Below are 18,162 nucleotides of genomic sequence, written 5' to 3' on the forward strand. Positions count from 1 at the left end.
ACTACCTGACCTTGCCGAACCTGAAATCGCAGCTGATATCGTGAATGCCGCACCCTTAAACGAGCGAGTCAATATTCTGCTGGTCGACGACCAGCCGAGCCGCTTGCTCTCCTACGAGTCCGTGCTGGCGGACCTAGGGCAAAACCTGATCAGCGCCCGCTCCGGCGAGGAGGCCCTGCAGCGCCTGCTGGAGGATGACTTCGCGGTCATCCTCCTCGATGTGAGCATGCCGGGCATGGACGGTTTCGAGACCGCGGCCATGATCCACGATCATCCGCGCTTCGAAAGCATTCCCATCATCTTCGTCACCGGTGTGCACGACTCCGAGTTCGACGCACTGAAGGGCTATCGTCTGGGCGCCGTGGACTACGTCTCCATTCCCATCGTGCCCGAGATCCTGCGCAGCAAGGTCTCGGTGCTGGTGGAGCTGTACGTCCAGCGCCGCGAGCTGCAACGCCTGAACCGCAGCCTCGCCGAAGCCAACGCCACGCTTCAGAATGAAAAGGCTCGCGAGCTCGAGCGCGTCAATCGCAATCTCGAACAGGCGAACGCGGCCCTGCGCGACGCCGATCGTCATAAGGACGAGTTCATCGCCATCCTGGCTCACGAGCTGCGCAATCCCCTCGCCCCCATTCGCGCGGCCGTGGATGTGATGTCGCTCATGCAGCTGGACCACCCGCAATTGCGCTGGGCCCGCGAGTTGATCGATCGTCAGACCACGCACCTGAGCCGATTGGTCGACGACCTGCTGGATGTCTCACGCATCTCCCGAGGCACCATCAAGCTCAACAAAGAGCTGCTCACGATGCGGACCATCCTGGATCGCTCGGTCGAAGCCGCCCAACCCATCATCTCCGCCCATCAACACGAGCTCCAAATCGACAGCTCCGCGGACGGCGAGACCGTCGAAGGAGATCCGACGCGGCTGGTGCAGATCCTGAGCAACTTGCTGAACAACGCCGCGAAATACATGCAGACCAGCGGCACCATTCTGCTGCGGGCCCACGTCGAAGGTTCGCACGCCGTGTTCTCGGTGAAGGACTCGGGCATCGGTCTCACTTCCGAGGCGCTGCCGAAGCTGTTCAACCTGTTCTCTCGCGTGCACGAGGACTCGGGTCAATTGCCCAGCGGTCTTGGCATCGGGCTCGCGCTCGTCCGTCAGCTCGTCGAGCTGCATGGGGGCACCGTAACTGCGACCAGTCCCGGACCCAATCGCGGCAGCGAATTCACCGTGCGCCTGCCGTTGGCCTCGGGCGTCGCTCCCGTCGCCATCGTGCAAGAGCCGCCGATAGCCGCGGCGCCGGCGCAAGCGTTGCGCGTGCTGGTCGCCGATGACAATGCCGACGCGCTCGAAAGCCTCGCTTTGCTGCTAGAGCTCTGCGGCCATGAAGTGCGCAAGGCATCCGACGGCTCAGAAACGTTGCAGGCAGTGAGCGCCTGGCGTCCTGACGTCGCGCTTCTGGACATCGGCATGCCCATTCTCGATGGCTACGAAGTGGCGCGCCGGATTCGCAGCGAGCCGTGGGGCGCGCAACTGTTCCTCGTCGCCGTGAGCGGCTGGGGCCAGAGCGAAGACCTGCAACGCGCCAACAAGGCCGGCTTCGATCTGCACTTCCGCAAACCCATCGGTCTGCCGGTTCTGGAAGATATTCTGGAAAAAGCGCAGCGCCTGAACGCCGAAACGATTGCCCGTTCCTAGCTGCAAAACACCGTGAACGACACCGCCCTGCTCGAGGACGCACTTCGCGCATACATCAACCGTCGCTGCCGACGGGCTTATGCGCATGACTTGCGCAATGGACTGCAGGGCATCTTCGGCGGTGTCGATGCGCTGACTCGCGCCGCGCGCGCTACCAAACCGCTCGCGGTTCCGCTCGATCAGTTGACCACGTTCGTACAGCAGGCCATCACGAATCACGAGCGCGGCCTGGAACGCGTGATGGACAGCATCGCTCCCGAACCGCAGCCACCCACGGCGGTCAACCTGCGGGAGCTGCTGATGGAGCTCGCCAAGTTCCTGACCAACGACGCCGCTCGCAACAACGTGCGCGTTCGCCAGGACTTCAACGAAGACCTGAAAGTCACGGCGCCCATCGAGAGACTGCGATTGATCGGTCTTGCGCTGCTGACCGAGAGCATCGACGCGCAGCCCAACGGCGGTGAAATCCGCATCTCGGGCCGAACCGGCGACGGCCGCGCTCACTTCGAAATCATCGACACGCGCACGCAGCCCCGGCCGCCCTCATTCGTCAACGAAGCCGTCCAGCGCATCGTCACCGACCTCTCCGGCCGAATCGAGAGCAAGACAGGTGCGAGTGGCGGGCACGAAGTGCGCGTGGAACTGGCGGGTTCCCGATCGCCCTAGAGCTGATCGTGTACCTGGTACGCGATCCAATCGAAGGCACGGCTGCGCCATGGCCGTCGCCGCCAGGCTTCCAACGTCAATTCCCGGCTGCGTCGTAAGTCGTTCTCATAAGCCGCCTTCAGCTCTCGCGCGATTTTCTCGTCGCGAATCCCGATGCCCACCTCCTCGTTCAGCGACAGCGAGCGGGCATCGAAGTTGGTCGAGCCGATGTGCGACCAGATCTCGTCGACGATGACGATCTTCTGGTGAAGCAGCGTGGGCGCGAACTCATACAACCGGACGCCGCCTTCGAGCAGTTGCCCATATAGGTGACATCCCGCGCGCCGTACGAAGGGACTATCGGTATGCGCGCCGGGAAGCATGAGGTGAACCGCGACGCCGCGCTTCACCATCATCGCCAGCAGATCGCAAACGCCATCGTCGGGCGCGAAGTATGGGTTTTGAATGATGACCTCGCGCCGCGCGCACGCGATTGCGACGGTGTAGAGCAACGCAACGGAAGAAACGGCGTCGCCCGACGCGCTGCTGACGACGTGAGCCTCACAGTTTCCCTTGGCATCGAGCTTCGGAAAACAGCCCTCGCCCGCCGGCACGCAATGGCTCTCCTCGATCCAGTTCTCCATGAACACCGACTGCAGTGCCTGCACCGCCGGGCCTTCGACGCGCACGGCCGTGTCACGCCAATGTTTCTCGTCCTCGCCGCGACCCAGCCACTGATCCGCGATGCCATGCCCGAAGGTGTAGCCAATGAGGCCATCGACGATCAGCAGCTTGCGATGCGTACGGTGATTGAAGCGCCGCAGATTCCACCAGTGCGGCTTGCAGTAGATGGACAATTGCACGCCGGCCGCCGCCACGCGCTCCAGATTCTTGTCGTCGCTGCCGGAGCTGCCCATCGCATCGATCAGCAGGCGTACCTTCACGCCTTCCCGCGCTTTGCGACACAACAGATCGACGAAGCGACGCTCCAACACGCCGGCGGTCCAGACGAACGATTCCAGATGGATGCAATGCCGTGCGGCTTCGATGTCCGCCTCCATCGCCGGATACAACGCGCCATCCTGCAGAATCTGACAGGCGTTGCCCTCACTCACCACGCCGCCGGTGAGACCGGCCAGCGTTTGCAGATCCTCGCCGAGGGCGGGCAAGGCATCCAGATCGAGATGCAGATACGGCGTGTTGCGGCGGTTCTTCAGCAGGAAATAAGCAGTGGCCAGCAGCGCGCCGGCCAGAAACGCCAGCAGACCGTTCCACACGCGGCGTTACTCGGCCACCTTCGCGCCGTCCACGCGGAATTTCAGATAAGGCAGCTGCGCCTGAGCAATGCTGCCGATACCCGTCTGCGCGGCAGCTTGCTGACCCGGTTGAACGACTGACCGGAATACGACCGGCGAGCCTTGCTGCGCGATTCGTCCTGCGCCGTCGACGAGCACCGGCGTCACTTGAATGCCGACCAGCGGCGCCGGCGAGCGGTTCTGAATCACGACCACGACTCGGCCTTGTGCGTCGATCTGCCCTTGCGTGGCCACGTAGTTGCCAGGATTCTGCGGCAGGTCCATGCGCACGAACTCGGCCGCCGCGCGCTGTCCGATCTGACTCTGCGACGATGAGGCAGCACGGAAATATTCCATAGCCTTGTTGCGATCGCCGCGATCCCGCGCAATCGTTCCCAAGAAATAAGCCGCTGGCGCCGTGGGGAGCATCTCCATGCTCTTGGTCAGCCATTCTTCGGCCCGCGCCTTGTTGCCGGTCTGGTACTGCGCCACGCCCGCGCCGAGATAGGAGCCGAAGTAGTCGGGATTGAGATCGATGGCTTTTTGGTAGTGCGCGATGGCCTGCTCTGGTTTCTTTTCCGCGAGCTGCATTTCTCCGAGGAACTCATGGAAGCGCCCTTCGCGCGGCTCGATCTTGATGGCCTCCTGCACCAGTGACTGGGCCTTGGAGTACTCCTTCTTCCGAGCCGCCACCATCGCTTCCTCGAACTTGTCATAGGCCGGCTCGATCTTGCGGAACGGCTGCAATCGCGCCTCGTAGCGATCCTTGCCGAGATCGCCGCCCGCGCCGAGCCGCGCAGCGGTTTCCTTGTTTTTGGCGACGCGCTCTTCGGAAGGCGGATGCGAAGCAAACAATCCTTCCAGCCAGCCGCGCGCCTTCGCGCCTTCCTGCTGCGACAGGCGCACGAATGTTTCCTGCAAGGTGATAGCGCCTTGCGGGTCGTAACCCGCCGCCTTCATGTACTTCATGCCGTACTCATCGCTCTCCAGCTCCTGATCGCGACCGTACTTCTGCTGGATCAGCTGTGCGCCCACGCCGGCGCCTGAGAGTGCGAGATTCGCGACGGTCGCATCGACATCGCTGATCGCCGCACCGATCTGCGCCGCTGCCAGACCGACTTGCATGATGGTGCCGCGCTCTTGTGCCTTGGCGCCGTGTCTTGCGGCCGCATGGACGATTTCATGGCCCAGCACCGCAGCGAGCTCCGCCTCGTTCTTCAGCTCCGACAGCAGCCCGACGTTGATCGCGATCTTGCCGCCCGGCAGCGCCCAGGCGTTCGGCACCGGATTGTTCAGCACCACGAACTCGTAGGGCAGCGGCCGGTCCGCGACCGCGGCCAGTTTCTGCCCCACTTCGTTCACATAGGCGCTGAGGTCGGGCACCACGTCGAAATCGCCGCCCTCGCTCTGCTGGGTCGGCGCGTAGTTCTGCTCGCCGATCTTGATCTCCTGGGCCTCGGAGATGAACTGGATTTCCTTTTTTCCCGTGACCGGGTTGACGCCGCACGCGCTCAGCAAAAATGCCAGAACCGGTAAGCACAGCAGCTTCGCGATACGCATGGGCGTGACCCGTGTCAGTGGATTTGGAAGATTCTACGGCCCTCCTGGTTCAAGAGCGATGGTGGCGATTTGGTTCCAGCCCTGTGCCTCAACCGCTACCTTCCGCATAGAACTGCGCGATCAGCTCGGCGTCGACCGGCTCGTCGTAGAACTTCAGCTGTCTGAGGCCGACTTTCTAACTCAGACAAATAAAGACTGGCAACAGCTCTCGCGCCGCGAACCTCAGACTGGGGCGCGGAACGATCCTGGCGGCATGGCGTTTCCCTGGGTGACCGCGCCAGGAGCGATCACGCAGCGAACATCTCCACGGGGGAATCACGATGGCACCTTCGATTGGCAATGCAGCGATGGTGACGGCCTTGTTCAAAGACGCGGCCGGCGTCGAACGCGCCTACGCGGCGGCGCTGTCACGTGGCTACAGTCGTGACGACATCAACTTGGTGCTGTCGGAGGACACCCGCCGCCGCCATTTCAATGTGGATCAGGTCGAAAGCGAGCTGGCGGACAAAGCCGCCGAGAGCACCGAAAAGAAACAACCTTCCAAACAACCCGCGGCCGATAAGGTCGGCGGTCCCGCGGGCGGCACGGTCGCGACTATCGGCACCGCGCTCGCCGCCATCGGCACCGCCGCTTTGATTCCCGGTGTGATATTCGCAGGCCCCATCGCCGTCGCGCTCGCGGCCGGCGCCGCAGTCGGTGTGGCGGGTGGATTGGTGGGCCTGCTCACCAACTGGGGCATTCCCAAGGCGCGCGTCGAGGAATATGAAACACACATCCGCCAAGGCGGCGTGCTGATAGGCGTTCAGGCACGTTCCGACGCGGACACCGCCTATCTGCAAAACGAATGGCAGGCCGCGGGCGGAACGCTGGTGCGCGCTTAGGACATCGGCAGCTAACGCAGCTCGACGGTTTTGCCTGCAACGGTGATGCGCTCGGCGCGCATTTCTTCTTCGTCGCTGGTGCTCTTGTAACCTTCGACGGTCGCTGTCGTGCCGACCTTGAGCATCTCTTCGGTGAGTCCGCGATTGTTCATGCGCGAAGGCGGCGCGAGCACGACTTCCCACGTTTTATCGGCGGTCTTCAACTGAATCGAGCCGTGTGGATTGGCATAGCTGGATTGCTCGATCACGCCCGACAGCTTCTGAATCTCCGATTCGTAGCCGCTCCAGCCGTGGTGAGCCAGAGCCGTCCCTGCGAGCGCCACCGCGCCCGCGGCTGCAATCATCACCGTGCGTAAGCGATACATGGTTCCTCCTGGACGCATCCAAACTGAAAGGTGGACCGCTCGATCTTACCCCTCGGAGCGTTCCGCGCCAGCCAGTGGTGCCGGCGCGGCACCAAGCCGACCGCTTTAATCAACTCCCGCCCACGCGCCGATCCGATAAAAAGAAGTCGCCAGCCGTGGGCTGGTCTATCGCGGGGCTATAAGAATGATCGAACGACTAGCCATCGTCGTCCTGGCTATCGCTGCGCTCACCGGCGCCGCGCGGCCTGAAGATGACTTCCAGCCCACGCCCGAGGAGCAGCGACGTCTGGAACTGATGTCGCGGCCGGAAGCCTGGTTTCTAAAGGCCCTCAGCGGACCTCGCGAGGTCATCGACGGGCAACGGCTCGATCCCAAGCTGCAGTATTACTTCGAAGAGCGTCGCCGCCGGACGCCCGAGCAAGTGGAGCGCGGACTCAATACGTTCCTCGATCCGCAAGCGCGCGTCGTCACGCGTGAGCGTCTGACGCGCGAGTGGGCGCTGTTCACCAAAGTCACCGCGCCGATGCGTAAAGTCGAGGATCGGAAGATCGACGGGCGCGGTGGCTCCATCCCCATCCGTATCTACACACCCAAAGTCGAAGGCGAGGATCCCTTGCCATTGCTGGTGTACTTCCATGGCGGCGGCTGGCTCTACAGCGGCATCGAAGCCACCGATCGCTTCGCCCGGCTGATGGCCAATGAGGCGCAGGCCATCGTGATCTCGGTCGAGTATCGGCTGGCGCCGGAACATCTCTGGCCGGCATCGAACGACGATGGCGAGGATGCGTTTCTCTGGGCGCGAGCCAACGCCAGGCAACTGGGCAGCGAGCCCGACATGGTGGCCGTGGGCGGCGACAGCGCGGGCGGCCATATCTCGCTCAATATCTCACTGCGACAGATCGTGGCGAAGCGCCCTACGCCCGCATATCAGCTGCTCTATTACACTTCCAGCGACTTCGCCGAGGGCGACGAATCGTATCGATTGTTCGAGAAGGGCTACGGTCTCGACGATACATTCCGCGCCTTTATGATCGCCACCGTCTTTCCCGGCGATTTACTGCAGAAGGCCACGCAGGAACTGAACGCAGCGAGCTTCACCGGCATGCCCGCGACCATCGCGGTCTCGGCTGGATTCGACATGCTGCGCGATTCCTCGCGACGACTCAGCGAACGTTTGCTGAAAGCCGGTGTGCCCGCAACCTATCTCAACTATCCCACGCTCGCGCACGGATTTTTACAGTGGTCCGCGGTGGTGCCCGACGCTGAGCGCGCATCGATCGATACGGCGAGACTGTTTGGCACGGCGGTTCGCAGTCGGGTTGCCGTGCTTCGTCAGCAAGCTCGCACGAGGCAAGGCGAGTGAGCGTCGCCGCCTCCTCCGAGCGCATCAATACGCTCGACGCGATTCGCGGGGCCGCGGTCCTAGGCATTCTGCTGATGAACATCGTGGACCTGGCCATGCCCGGCTATGCGTACTACGACCCGTACTATTACGGCGGCGCGGACGGAGTGAACTTCGCCACCTGGGCCATCAACTACGCATTGTTCGACGGCAAGATGCGCGGGCTGTTCACGATGATGTTTGGCGCCAGCACGGTGCTGATCGCCGAGCGCGCACTCAAGTCCGGCGAGAGCCCGGCCCGCATCCATTACGCGCGCATGTTCTGGCTGCTCGTCTTCGGCATGATCCACGTCTGGTTCATCTGGTACGGCGACATCCTCGTGCTGTATGCGGTAGCGGGCGCAATCGCGTTCATCGCGTGGCGCTGGTCGGTGCGCAGCCTGATCGTCACCGGCGTGTTGTTATTGATCGTAAAGTTATCGCTGGCGGGCTGGTCTTATTCATCGCTGCGCGGGCTCGAAGCGGCCGCAAGCGCACCCGATGCGCCCGCGAGCGTCCGGCAAGAGTGGCAATCCACTCAGGAGGCGATGACATTTCCTCCACCGCAGACGCAGCTCGACGGTTATCGCGGCAGTTACATGGATGCGTTCAAGGCGCGCGCGCCGATCACCATGTACATTCTGACTGAAGCTCATCCGCTGGCCATGACCGACACGCTCGCGCTGATCGCGTTCGGAATGGCGCTGTTTCGATTGGGCTTCTTTTCCGGGGCGTGGTCCACGGCGACGTATCGGCGCATCGCGCTGTGGGGCTTGCTCATTTGCGTGCCGCTGCATCTGCCGCTGATTCTGTGGAACGATGCCGATCGTTTCTCTCCGATTACATTGCACCTCACCGAAGCGATCCATCTGTCACTGCTACGGCCCTGGCTGGTGCTGTCTCACGCATCGCTCATCGTGCTGTTCATGCAATCCGGCGCGGCGCGCTGGCTCGCGAATCGACTGATCGCCGTGGGACGGATGGCGTTCTCCAACTACATCGCAACCAGCATCATCTGCGTGTTGCTGTTCCACGGCTACGGCTTGGGCCTGTACGGTCATCTCGAACGCTGGCAGTGTTATCTGATCGTGCCGCTGATCTGGGCGGTGCTGTTGGGCTGGTCCAAGCCCTGGCTGGAGCGTCACGCGTATGGACCGCTGGAATGGTTGTGGCGCTCGCTGACGCGCGGCCGCGCTCAGCCGTTGGCCAAGCCGGCCCGATCCACGCCCGTGGCGTGAGGATCAAACAGCGCTTTTCTTATCCAGCCGCCGCAGCACGTGCGGCGCGAGCTTTTCTTCCATGGCGCTGGTGCGAGCGACATCCGGCCGTGGCATGAACACCGAAATGCCGAAGCTCACATCGCCTCGGCGGACGGCGAGCCCATCGCCCCACCACAACGCCTCATCGCCGAACTTTCGCGGCGACGGCTTGGACGCGATGATCCCTTTATCCGCCGACTCGTGAAACGCCTGCAGGAACTTCTTCGCAAGGTCCCGACCCGCGGGCCACTGCTGGGCGTTGAGAATCACGAATCGTCGGCCCGGCTTACCGGGCTCGATCATCCAGATACAGGAGGATGAGTACTGACCGTCGCGTGACATGCCCTCGTCCTTACGGCGGCCTTGGTCGACGGGGAGTCCGATCGCTGCGCTGATCTCGGTCGGCGTCAGCAACTCACATGCGTCGATTTCGAGCGAGCTCTCCGCCGCGTGAGCGGCAGAGAGCATCGCACTGGACACGATCGCGACAGCTGTCGCCGCGCGGAGTGTCCGTTTCATCTACATGAGCCCGAGGTCATGCGCTCACCGCTTCCGAGGGCATACTGTCGCCGCAGCGCTTGAGCGAAATGCCATGCATCGTCGCTTTGTTTCTAATCGCGGATCGCGTCCTGCGCAAAGTCAGTGCAATCGTGTCCAGCGATGCACCCGCCACGGCCAGTTGCCGCAGCTGCCGGATGTCCTCGGTAGACCAGGTGTTGGTCGGAAAGGATTTGCGAACCGAATAGATCATGCCGCTCCTCGTGCCGGCGCCTCCGAGCTGGGAGGCACAGGCAAGCCTTGCACGACTCGCATGCACACGCGCGCGGTATCGGCGATCACGATCCAGAGAATCAGCGTCAGCACGATCGCAAGCACGGCATCGAGCCGTTGGTTGAAGATCAACTGTGGCGCGACTGCCGCCTGTTCGGGGGTCAGACTGCCAGCAGCCAGTTTCGATGCGATCTGATCGGCCGCGGCCAGGAAGCCGATACGCACATCGTCGGAGACGACCTTTTCCCAGGTCGCCGTCGTGGTCACGAGCGTGAGCCATGCCAGCGGCACGCCCGTCACCCACGAATATCGCACTTTACCCTGCTTGACCAGAATGCCCGTGCAGATACACAGGGCGATGCCGGCCAGCAGTTGATTTGAGATCCCGAACAGCGGCCACAGGATGTTGATGCCGCCATTGGGATCGATAACACCGATATACAGGAAATAGCCCCAGCCCGCCACAATCAGGCCGCTGGAGACAAGCACCGAGGGGTACCACGAGGTCTGCCCCATCTTGGGCCACACGTGGCTCAGCGCATCCTGGAGCATGAAGCGGCCCACGCGCGTGCCGGCATCCAGCGTCGTCAGGATGAAGACCGCTTCGAACATAATCGCGAAGTGGTACCACAGCGCCATCATGCTCTGGCCGAACGCGGACGAGAAAATGCTGGCCATGCCGACCGCGAGCGACGGTGCGCCACCGGTGCGCGCGAACAGCGAGCTCTCGCCCATCTCCACCGCGAGCGCATGCATCTGCTCGACCGTCACCGGGAAGCCCCAGCTGGCGATGGTCGCGACCGCCGCTTCCGGCGTGGCGCCGACCGCGCCGGGCCCGCTGTTGATGGCGAAGAACACGCCCGGATCGAGCAGCGTGGCCGCGATCATCGCCATGATGGCGACCGCCGACTCGAGCATCATGCTGCCATAGCCGATCATGCGCACATCGGCTTCATTGCCGATGAGCTTGGGCGTGGTGCCGCTGGACACCAGCGCGTGAAAGCCCGAGATGGCGCCGCACGCGATGGTGATGAACACGAACGGAAACAGGTTGCCGCCGAAAATGGGGCCGGTGCCGTCGATGAAGCGCGTCAATGCCGGCATGTGAATATCCGGTCGCATCACGATCACCGAGATGGCGAGCAGCAGCACCGTACCGAGCTTGAGAAACGTCGACAAATAGTCGCGAGGCGCCAACAGTAACCACACTGGCAGCACGGCGGCTATGAAGCCGTAGCCGATTACGAACCAGGCCAGCGTGATCGCGTCGAGATCGAAGAACGCCCGCAATCCCGGATGGCTGTCGACCCAGCCGCCGCCCACCACCGCGAGCAGCAGTAACACGACGCCCAATACTGACGCTTCGAGCACGCGGCCGGGACGAATGTCTCGCATGTAGATGCCGATCAGCAGTGCGATCGGAATCGTCGCGAACACCGTCGACGTTCCCCACGGGCTGTGGCGCATGGCGTTGACGACGACGAGCCCGAGCACCGCGATCAGAATCACCATGATCACCAGCGTGCCGAGCATGGCCGCGTAACCACCGATCGGACCAAGCTCATCGCGCGCCATCTGCCCGAGGCTGCGTCCGTTGCGGCGGGTCGACAGGAACAACACCGTCATGTCCTGCACACAGCCGCCCAGCACCGCGCCGACGAGAATCCACAACGTTCCCGGCAAATAACCGAATTGCGCGGCCAGCGTCGGGCCGATCAGCGGGCCCGGGCCGGCGATGGCGGCGAAGTGATGGCCGAACACGATCCATTTGTTGGTCGGCACGAAGTCGCGACCGTCGTCGATGCGCACCGCCGGTGTGGCGCGAGTCGCATCCAGCGCGAGCACCTTCGCCGCGACCCATGCGCTGTAGAGACGATAGCCGATGGCGTAAACACAGCCGGCCGCGACGATGATCCACATCGCATTGATGGACTCGCCACGATGCACGGCGAGTCCGCCGATGGCGAACGCGCCGACCGCGGCGACCAGCACCCAAAGCAATTTATTCATTCAACCCCCGCCCGCGCGCGTTGACTACTTCTCTGGTCGAAAGCGGCCGAGGCCCTTTCGACACGTCCGGCAAAAGGCGCGACTTTTGCCGGACTGGTAGCGTTCTCGGCTCAACGCTGCCTGGCCACCTGTTCTTCGCTCACCGCGCCGCCGACGTTGCCCCATGCGTTGCGCACGTAGCTTGCGATGGCGGCGATCTCTTCATCGGCCAGCTTGCTGCCGAAGTCGGGCATGTCCTTCCAGCGTTTCGGACCCGACAGTTTCGCGAGGTGCGGTCCATACAGAATCACGTTGATCAGCGAGGCGGGATTGCTCGCCTGCACCATGGGATTGCCGACCAGTTTGGCGCCGGCATCGCCGCTCAGAGCGCCTTTACCATCGGGCTGATGGCAGGTGCCGCAGTTGACGTTGTAGAGCGTCTCGCCGTCCTTCAGCACCTGCGCGCTCGCGGGCTTGCCGATGTCGCCCTTGTTGCCGGGCAGGCTCTTCAAATACACGGCCATCGCCTTCACGTCGGCGTCGCTCAGGTGCCGCGTGCTGTTGAGGATCACTTCGTTCATCGGTCCATGGGTCTCGCTGAAGACATTGCGACCGGTCTTCAGATAAGCCGCCACCTCTTCGGCGGGCCACGAGCCCAGGCCATTCGGAACATCGGTGAGATTCGGCGCGGACCACAGGCGAATTTCGCCGGTCGGCACTTTGTCGGTGTACTCGCCACCGGTCATCGCCATGCTGGATTTTTCCGCGCCCATGAAATTGCGCGGCGAGTGACAGGCCGAGCAATGACCCAATCCTTCCACGAGATACGCGCCGCGATTCCACTCCGGCGTCTGCTTGTTATCGGCTTCGAAGCGGCCTTCATCGAAGAACAGCGCCTTCCAGATTCCGAGCGCCCAGCGCTGATTGGCCGGGAAGCTCATGTCGTTTTCCGGCGGCGTGAAGTTCACCGGCTTGATGATTTTCAAATAGGCGAACAGCGCCGACACGTCCTCGTCGCTAAGCTTGGTGTACGCCGTATATGGAAACGCAGGATACAAATGCGCGCCGTCGGGCCGCACGCCTTCGCGCACCGCGCGAGCGAACTGCTCCTCGGTCCACTTGCCGATGCCGGTTTCGGGATCGGGCGTGATATTGGTGGAATATAACTTTCCGAACGGCGTCTCGAACGCGAGACCGCCCGCAAAAGCGGGGCCGTCCGGAGCCGTGTGACAACTGACGCAATTACCGGCGCGTGCCAGATATCGGCCGCGCTCCACCAGCGACTTGGCTTGATCGCCGTGGCTTGGCAGAGAGCTGTCGGCCTTGCTGGAGTCGGCAACCGACAGCGTGGCAATGAGTGCGGCTCCAAACGTGAGCCCGAGCGTGACCCAGGTGGCGGCGACGCGTACGCGTCGGCCGCCCTCGATTTTGCAGTTCATCATTTTCTGTGCAGCTGGCGATGCGTCCCGTGATTGTTCTCGTCCCCTTGTTACGAGTTGCTTACGGTTTCAGCTGACCGCGGATCTCGCCGCCTTTGTTTTTCGCGCTGTGCACGTTCACATACAGATGGCCCGCCTGGAACGCTTGATACTGTTCGTCGGTGAGCTTGGCCCCGGCGGGCGTAGTCCAGGTGTTGCCGTCGGACTTGGTGAGCGTGATGATCGGCGGACCGTTCTTACCGGGTTCGGCCAGGTGAATGTGGGCCGCGATGCCTTCGACGCCCGTGGTGGTCACTTTGCCAGTCACCGTCTTATCTTTGGCGATGGTGATGGTGCCCTCGCCTTTGGCTGTCGTCGTGACTGCCGGCACTTCCTGATCGCCGCTCAATGTCACTTTCACATCTTCAGCGCTCGCAGTCAGGCTCACCGCGAAGACGCTCATCGCAAGCAACGTGCTGCCGAAAAGTTTCGAAGCTCGATTCTTAGCCATACATCCCCCTCGAGCAGATGACTGCTCTCGTGAGCCCTCGCGGGCGTTTGTGTGACCGCTTCGTCATCGTGCGAGGCGGTTCGTTACTACAAAAGCCTACTCCTGCGCTCCGGCAGGAACTTCGCGGAAATGCGCCTGGCATTCGCGTGTTGCGCATGATGTATGCGCAACAACTACTTTCTCTGGTCGAAAGCGGCCGAGGCCCTTTCGACACGTCCGGCAAAAGGCGTGACTTTTCCCGGACTATTTACCCGCGCCGGCCCGCATGCGCGCTCAGATCTTCAGCGGCAGCGAGGTCGTCGACTTCACTTCCCACGCGGCCACGAACGAATTCACCTCGCGGATGTTGGGCACCGTGGACAGCTTGCCGAAATAGAATTTTTCGTAAGCCTCCATGTCACGCACCACCACCCGCAGCAGGAAATCGTAGGCGCCGAGGATCACGTGACATTCGAGCACTTCCGGGAAGCTGCGAATGTAATCGGTGAATTCCTGCAGGCTCTGCTGGTCGTTGCGAATGACTTTCACCTGCACGAACAGCTGGGTGAGCAGGTTCAGTTTGCGCCGGTCGAGCATGGCCACGATCCTGGTGATGTAGCCCTCTTCCTTCAGGCGCTGGATGCGCCGGTAGCAGGGCGATTGCGACAGGCCCACCGAATCGGCGATTTCGGCGGCCGAGTGCGACGCATCCTCCTGAAGCGCGCGCAGAATTTTCAAATCGATCTTGTCCAGACCTTCCATCATTCCCCCTCTCGAGTGCGATCGGAGCCCGTGTGTGTGCTGGTCGGGCATTCCCGTCATCAAGGCATGTCTTAGGACGATTTTGTGCGTTGAGCGTGTTCGCTGGCTTTAAATGTCACCCTCGTCGAATTTGGCGACATAGTGATTGCATGTAATCTTGTCTGACACAAGACGCTAACGAACTTCCGGGGAATAAATGAAAAAGATTTCAGGTTCTGGAGGGGCGCACGGCGCCGAGCCCGGCCAGCGGTCTTGCCAGGTGGTGCGATATGCGCGGGGCCCGTTGCGCGAAAGGCAGCGGGCTAGAGGTGCAACGGCCAGGCAGTGGTGGTCTTGATTTCCGAAGCCGCGACATAGGAAGTGACTTCCAGAATGTGCGGCACGCGTGACAGCTTCTCGAAGTAGAACGTCTCGTATGCCTCCATGTCCTTGGCCACGACGCGCAACAGGAAGTCGAACACGCCTAGCACGACGTGGCATTCCATGACCTCAGGAAAGGCACGGATGGCCTCGGAGAATTCGGCGAGGCTGGCGCGGTCGTTCTTTACTACTTTGACCTGCACGAACAGCTGCGCGCGCAGGCCGAGCTTCTGGCGATCCAGCAGCGCCACGATCTTGGTGATGTAACCGTCATCCTTCAGCCGCTGAATGCGCCGCCAGCACGGCGATTGCGACAAGCCCACGGCCTCGGCCACTTCCGCGGCCGACAGTGACGCGTCCTGCTGCAATACCGACAGGATCTTGTAGTCGATTTTGTCGAGGCCGCCGCTCATTTCGCTCCTGACCTCCATACTTCACACGTGCAGGGCATGACCGAGGCCCGCCAGCGAGGCCTCGAAAAACGCTTCTGACAGTGTGGGATGCGCGTGAATGACGCCGCCGATGTCTTCCAGCGTGGCACCCAGCGCCAATGCGAATTCCCCCGACAGCTCGGAGACGTGCGCGCCCACCGCTTGAATGCCGAGCAAGCGACGATCGTGTTTGCGTGCCACGACGCGGATGAAGCCGCCGGTCTCGCTCGCTTCCATCGACATCGCGCGGCCGTTGGCGGCGAACGGAAACTGCGCGTTGATCACCTCGATGTCGCCAGCACCGGCGTCGCTCGGCGACAGACCGACGCTGACGATTTCAGGTTCAGTGAAACAAACCGCCGGAATGGCCACGGGGTCGAAACGACGGCGAACGCCAGCGATGAGCTCCGCGACCATCTCGCCTTGCGCCGTGGCCTTGTGTTCCAGCATGGGCTCGCCGACCAAATCGCCGATGGCCCAAACGTTCTTCATGGAGGTGCGGCATTGATCGTCGATGTGAACGAACCGGCCGCTCATGTCCACGCCCATGTTCTCCAGCCCCCAGCCCTGCGTGCGCGGCCGACGGCCCACGGTGACCAGCACTTGGTCAGCCTTCACTGCCAGCGTCTTGCCGTCCTGGCTGCGTGCGAATAGCGAACCGGCTTCGTAGCCGCTCACCATCGCGCCGAGATGCACGATCACACCAGCGCGATCGAGCCAGCGTGCGACCGGCTTGACCAGGGCGCTGTCGTAAAGCGGCAGGATGCGATCCTGGGCTTCGATGATCGTGACCTCGACGCCCATCTTCCTAAACGCCGAGCCCAGTTCGAGACCGATGTAGCCGGCGCCGATGACTGCGAGACTGCGTGGCAGACTCTGCAATGCCAGCGCCTCAGTCGAGGAAATGATGGGCCCACCGAACGGCAAGCCAGGCAGCTCGACCGGCTCGGAGCCCGTTGCGAGCACCACATGCTCGGCCGTGATGGAGAGAAAACCCGACGCCGTCTTCACTATGCAGGACTTCGCGTCGATGAAGCTGGCCCAGCCCGAGATCACTTGCACCTTGGCGCGGCGGAGCAATCCGGCAACGCCTTCGTTCAGACGATTCACCACGTCGTCTTTCCAACGCACCGTTTCGCCCAGGTTCAACGTCGGCTCGGCGCCTACTGAAATGCCCAGGGTGCCGCCCTGCTTGGCCGCCTCGCGCACGGTGGTGAACTTTGCCGCTGCGTGGATCAGCGCTTTCGAGGGAATGCAGCCTCGGATCAGGCAGGTGCCGCCGAGTCGGTCGCCCTCCACCAGCGTGACCTGCAAACCGAGCTGGGCCGCGCGTAGGGCTGTGACATAGCCGCCGGGCCCGCCGCCCACCACCAACACTCGCGTCTTGATCGTTTCGCTCATGAGTCACCGGACGAAAATGGTGGCGGGCTGCTCGAGCACCGTGCGCAGGCGTTGAATGAATTCGGCGGCTTCGGCGCCGTCGATCACGCGATGATCGAACGAGGACGACAGGTTCATCATCTTGCGGATCACGATCTGCCCGTCGCGCACCACGGGGCGTTCGACGATCTTGTTCGGCGCGATGATGGCGACCTCGGGACGATTGATGACTGGCGTCGCGGACACGCCGCCTAGCGGGCCGAGGCTCGTGATGGTGATCGTCGAACCCGTCAGTTGTTCGCGAGATGCCTTGCCGTCGCGGGCGACGGTTGCTAGGTGAGACACTTCGGTGGCGCAGTCCCACACGTCACGCGCTTCGGCATGTTTGATCACGGCGACGAGCAAGCCACGTGTAGTCTGTACCGCCATGCCGATGTGCACCGGGGCGCTGCGATGAATGACGCCGGCTTCGTCGTCGTATGTGGCGTTCATCTGCGGGAACTCACGCAGCACGCGGATGAGCGCACGCATGAGGAACGGGAGCAACGTCAGTTTCGGTTGGTCCGGAGTGCGTGCGGCATTGAGATGAGCACGGAGCTGTTCGAGCTCGGTGACGTCGACTTCTTCGACGTAGGTGAAGTGAGGAATGTGCCGTTTGGCCAGCTGCATGCGCTCGGAGATTTGCCGCCGCATGCCGATGACTGGAATGTCTTCGCCGCCGGAGAGTTTTGTATATAAATAATTGGGCGCGGTTGAGGTTCTGTCGTTTGCAGCGCTGCCGCCGATGCGTGACAGGCCAGTGGAGCCCTCGGCCGATTCCTCAGCCAGGAACGCATCCAGATCCGAATGCATGATGCGCCCACTCGGGCCGCTGCCCCGAACGAACTGCAACTTGATGCCCAGTTCCTCCGCCCGCCGCCGCACCGCCGGTGACGCCGCCGGCCGCTGGCCGCGCAGCGGCCGACCCGCGCCGGCCTCGCGGCCGCGCCTGAAATCCGCTCCGGCTTCGCCGCTCGAATGCGCCGCGCGCGCGACTCCGTGCGAGGAATTAACGGCGGCGAGCGCAGCCGCCGCCTGAGAAACGCCGGATGACTTTGCGGTGGAGACCGCAGACACGGCCACTGGCCCGGTGCCAGTGCGACGCTGCTCGGCGTCCGCTTGTGCGGCGGCTGCCGTTTGTTTGTTCTGAGCGGGGGCGGCGACTTGCGTTGTTTGTTCCGGGGCCGAGCCGGCTCCGGATGTTTCAAGCACGACCAACACCGATCCAACCGCCGCCTTCTCGCCCGCCTTGCCGGCGATACTCTGCACGACGCCTGCGACCGGCGACGTCAACTCGACCGTGGCCTTGTCGGTCATCATATCGACCAGCGGCTGATCTTCCTCGACGCGATCGCCGACTTTCACCCGCCACTCGGCGATCTCGGCCTCGGCCGTGCCCTCGCCCACATCGGGAAGCTTGAAGCTGTACTGACCCAC

General features: G+C 62.8%; 17 protein-coding genes. 5 read left to right on the top strand and 12 right to left on the bottom strand.

Annotated elements, in window-relative coordinates:
- Positions 1-40: 40 nt before the first annotated feature.
- Together VGD45_RS21630 and VGD45_RS21635 are read left to right on the top strand one after the other, a co-directional pair.
- Positions 41-1,699 (top strand): response regulator, encoded by a 1,659-nt coding sequence (locus tag VGD45_RS21630; RefSeq protein ID WP_331157429.1) that lies wholly within the window; start codon positions 41-43, stop codon positions 1,697-1,699.
- Positions 1,700-1,711: 12 nt separating this feature from the next.
- Positions 1,712-2,365, top strand: a complete 654-nt coding sequence (locus tag VGD45_RS21635; protein ID WP_331157430.1) for a hypothetical protein — start codon at positions 1,712-1,714, stop codon at positions 2,363-2,365.
- Here VGD45_RS21635 and VGD45_RS21640 read toward each other — a convergent pair.
- Both VGD45_RS21640 and VGD45_RS21645 read right to left on the bottom strand, forming a co-directional pair.
- Positions 2,362-3,621: a phospholipase D-like domain-containing protein gene (locus tag VGD45_RS21640; protein ID WP_331157431.1), complete on the bottom strand. Its 1,260-nt coding sequence runs from the start codon at positions 3,619-3,621 to the stop codon at positions 2,362-2,364. The genes VGD45_RS21635 and VGD45_RS21640 overlap by 4 nt on opposite strands.
- A gap of 6 nt (positions 3,622-3,627) precedes the next feature.
- Entirely contained in the window at positions 3,628-5,199 is a 1,572-nt protein-coding gene (locus VGD45_RS21645; RefSeq protein WP_331157432.1) for a M48 family metalloprotease, read from the bottom strand.
- A 320-nt stretch (positions 5,200-5,519) separates the two neighbouring features.
- On the opposite strand from VGD45_RS21645, the gene VGD45_RS21650 reads away from it, so the two are divergent.
- A complete protein-coding gene (locus VGD45_RS21650; RefSeq protein WP_331157433.1) occupies positions 5,520-6,080 on the top strand; it encodes a hypothetical protein in 561 nt (186 codons plus the stop codon).
- 11 nt (positions 6,081-6,091) lie between these two features.
- Here the strand turns inward: VGD45_RS21650 and VGD45_RS21655 are convergent, their stop codons facing one another.
- Positions 6,092-6,445 carry a DUF6152 family protein gene (locus VGD45_RS21655; protein ID WP_331157434.1) on the bottom strand — a complete coding sequence of 118 codons (354 nt, stop codon included), beginning with the start codon at positions 6,443-6,445 and terminating at the stop codon, positions 6,092-6,094.
- A gap of 184 nt (positions 6,446-6,629) precedes the next feature.
- Between VGD45_RS21655 and VGD45_RS21660 the strand changes: the two genes are divergently transcribed.
- Positions 6,630-7,808 (top strand): alpha/beta hydrolase, encoded by a 1,179-nt coding sequence (locus VGD45_RS21660; RefSeq protein WP_331157435.1) that lies wholly within the window; start codon positions 6,630-6,632, stop codon positions 7,806-7,808.
- On the top strand, positions 7,805-9,064 hold the full coding sequence (locus VGD45_RS21665; protein ID WP_331157436.1) for a DUF418 domain-containing protein: 1,260 nt from the start codon (positions 7,805-7,807) through the stop codon (positions 9,062-9,064). The genes VGD45_RS21660 and VGD45_RS21665 overlap by 4 nt, the downstream gene beginning before the upstream one ends.
- 3 nt (positions 9,065-9,067) lie before the next feature.
- Here the strand turns inward: VGD45_RS21665 and VGD45_RS21670 are convergent, their stop codons facing one another.
- From VGD45_RS21670 to VGD45_RS21710, 9 genes are all read right to left on the bottom strand, one after another.
- Entirely contained in the window at positions 9,068-9,604 is a 537-nt protein-coding gene (locus VGD45_RS21670; protein WP_331157437.1) for a hypothetical protein, read from the bottom strand.
- A 16-nt stretch (positions 9,605-9,620) separates the two neighbouring features.
- Positions 9,621-9,836, bottom strand: coding sequence for a hypothetical protein (locus VGD45_RS21675; protein ID WP_331157438.1), 216 nt, complete (start codon positions 9,834-9,836; stop codon positions 9,621-9,623).
- Positions 9,833-11,866 (bottom strand): carbon starvation CstA family protein, encoded by a 2,034-nt coding sequence (locus VGD45_RS21680; RefSeq protein WP_331157439.1) that lies wholly within the window; start codon positions 11,864-11,866, stop codon positions 9,833-9,835. The genes VGD45_RS21675 and VGD45_RS21680 overlap by 4 nt, the downstream gene beginning before the upstream one ends.
- Before the next feature lie 110 nt (positions 11,867-11,976).
- On the bottom strand, positions 11,977-13,287 hold the full coding sequence (locus tag VGD45_RS21685) for a cytochrome c (protein WP_331157440.1): 1,311 nt from the start codon (positions 13,285-13,287) through the stop codon (positions 11,977-11,979).
- Between the two features lie 58 nt (positions 13,288-13,345).
- On the bottom strand, positions 13,346-13,774 hold the full coding sequence (locus VGD45_RS21690; RefSeq protein ID WP_331157441.1) for a CHRD domain-containing protein: 429 nt from the start codon (positions 13,772-13,774) through the stop codon (positions 13,346-13,348).
- A gap of 273 nt (positions 13,775-14,047) precedes the next feature.
- Positions 14,048-14,518: an Lrp/AsnC family transcriptional regulator gene (locus VGD45_RS21695; protein WP_331157442.1), complete on the bottom strand. Its 471-nt coding sequence runs from the start codon at positions 14,516-14,518 to the stop codon at positions 14,048-14,050.
- Positions 14,519-14,817: 299 nt separating this feature from the next.
- Positions 14,818-15,288, bottom strand: coding sequence for an Lrp/AsnC family transcriptional regulator (locus VGD45_RS21700; RefSeq protein ID WP_331157443.1), 471 nt, complete (start codon positions 15,286-15,288; stop codon positions 14,818-14,820).
- A 21-nt stretch (positions 15,289-15,309) separates the two neighbouring features.
- Positions 15,310-16,707, bottom strand: a complete 1,398-nt coding sequence (gene lpdA, locus VGD45_RS21705; protein WP_331157444.1) for a dihydrolipoyl dehydrogenase — start codon at positions 16,705-16,707, stop codon at positions 15,310-15,312.
- A gap of 3 nt (positions 16,708-16,710) precedes the next feature.
- The gene (locus tag VGD45_RS21710) at positions 16,711-18,162 is read right to left on the bottom strand and encodes a dihydrolipoamide acetyltransferase family protein (RefSeq protein WP_331157445.1); all 1,452 of its coding nucleotides are present in this window, start codon (positions 18,160-18,162) and stop codon (positions 16,711-16,713) included.

Origin of the sequence: Steroidobacter sp., assembly GCF_036402275.1 — a bacterium.
GTDB lineage: Bacteria > Pseudomonadota > Gammaproteobacteria > Steroidobacterales > Steroidobacteraceae > Steroidobacter.

Excerpts from the sequence above, each read along its gene's own strand:
- VGD45_RS21645 (WP_331157432.1), bottom strand. The coding sequence starts at position 5,199 with ATGCGTATCGCGAAGCTGCTGTGCTTACCGGTTCTGGCATTTTTGCTG.
- VGD45_RS21650 (WP_331157433.1), top strand. The coding sequence starts at position 5,520 with ATGGCACCTTCGATTGGCAATGCAGCGATGGTGACGGCCTTGTTCAAA.
- VGD45_RS21655 (WP_331157434.1), bottom strand. The coding sequence starts at position 6,445 with ATGTATCGCTTACGCACGGTGATGATTGCAGCCGCGGGCGCGGTGGCG.
- VGD45_RS21660 (WP_331157435.1), top strand. The coding sequence starts at position 6,630 with ATGATCGAACGACTAGCCATCGTCGTCCTGGCTATCGCTGCGCTCACC.
- VGD45_RS21670 (WP_331157437.1), bottom strand. The coding sequence starts at position 9,604 with ATGAAACGGACACTCCGCGCGGCGACAGCTGTCGCGATCGTGTCCAGT.
- VGD45_RS21675 (WP_331157438.1), bottom strand. The coding sequence starts at position 9,836 with ATGATCTATTCGGTTCGCAAATCCTTTCCGACCAACACCTGGTCTACC.
- VGD45_RS21680 (WP_331157439.1), bottom strand. The coding sequence starts at position 11,866 with ATGAATAAATTGCTTTGGGTGCTGGTCGCCGCGGTCGGCGCGTTCGCC.
- VGD45_RS21685 (WP_331157440.1), bottom strand. The coding sequence starts at position 13,287 with ATGATGAACTGCAAAATCGAGGGCGGCCGACGCGTACGCGTCGCCGCC.
- VGD45_RS21690 (WP_331157441.1), bottom strand. The coding sequence starts at position 13,774 with ATGGCTAAGAATCGAGCTTCGAAACTTTTCGGCAGCACGTTGCTTGCG.
- VGD45_RS21695 (WP_331157442.1), bottom strand. The coding sequence starts at position 14,518 with ATGATGGAAGGTCTGGACAAGATCGATTTGAAAATTCTGCGCGCGCTT.
- VGD45_RS21700 (WP_331157443.1), bottom strand. The coding sequence starts at position 15,288 with ATGAGCGGCGGCCTCGACAAAATCGACTACAAGATCCTGTCGGTATTG.
- lpdA (WP_331157444.1), bottom strand. The coding sequence starts at position 16,707 with ATGAGCGAAACGATCAAGACGCGAGTGTTGGTGGTGGGCGGCGGGCCC.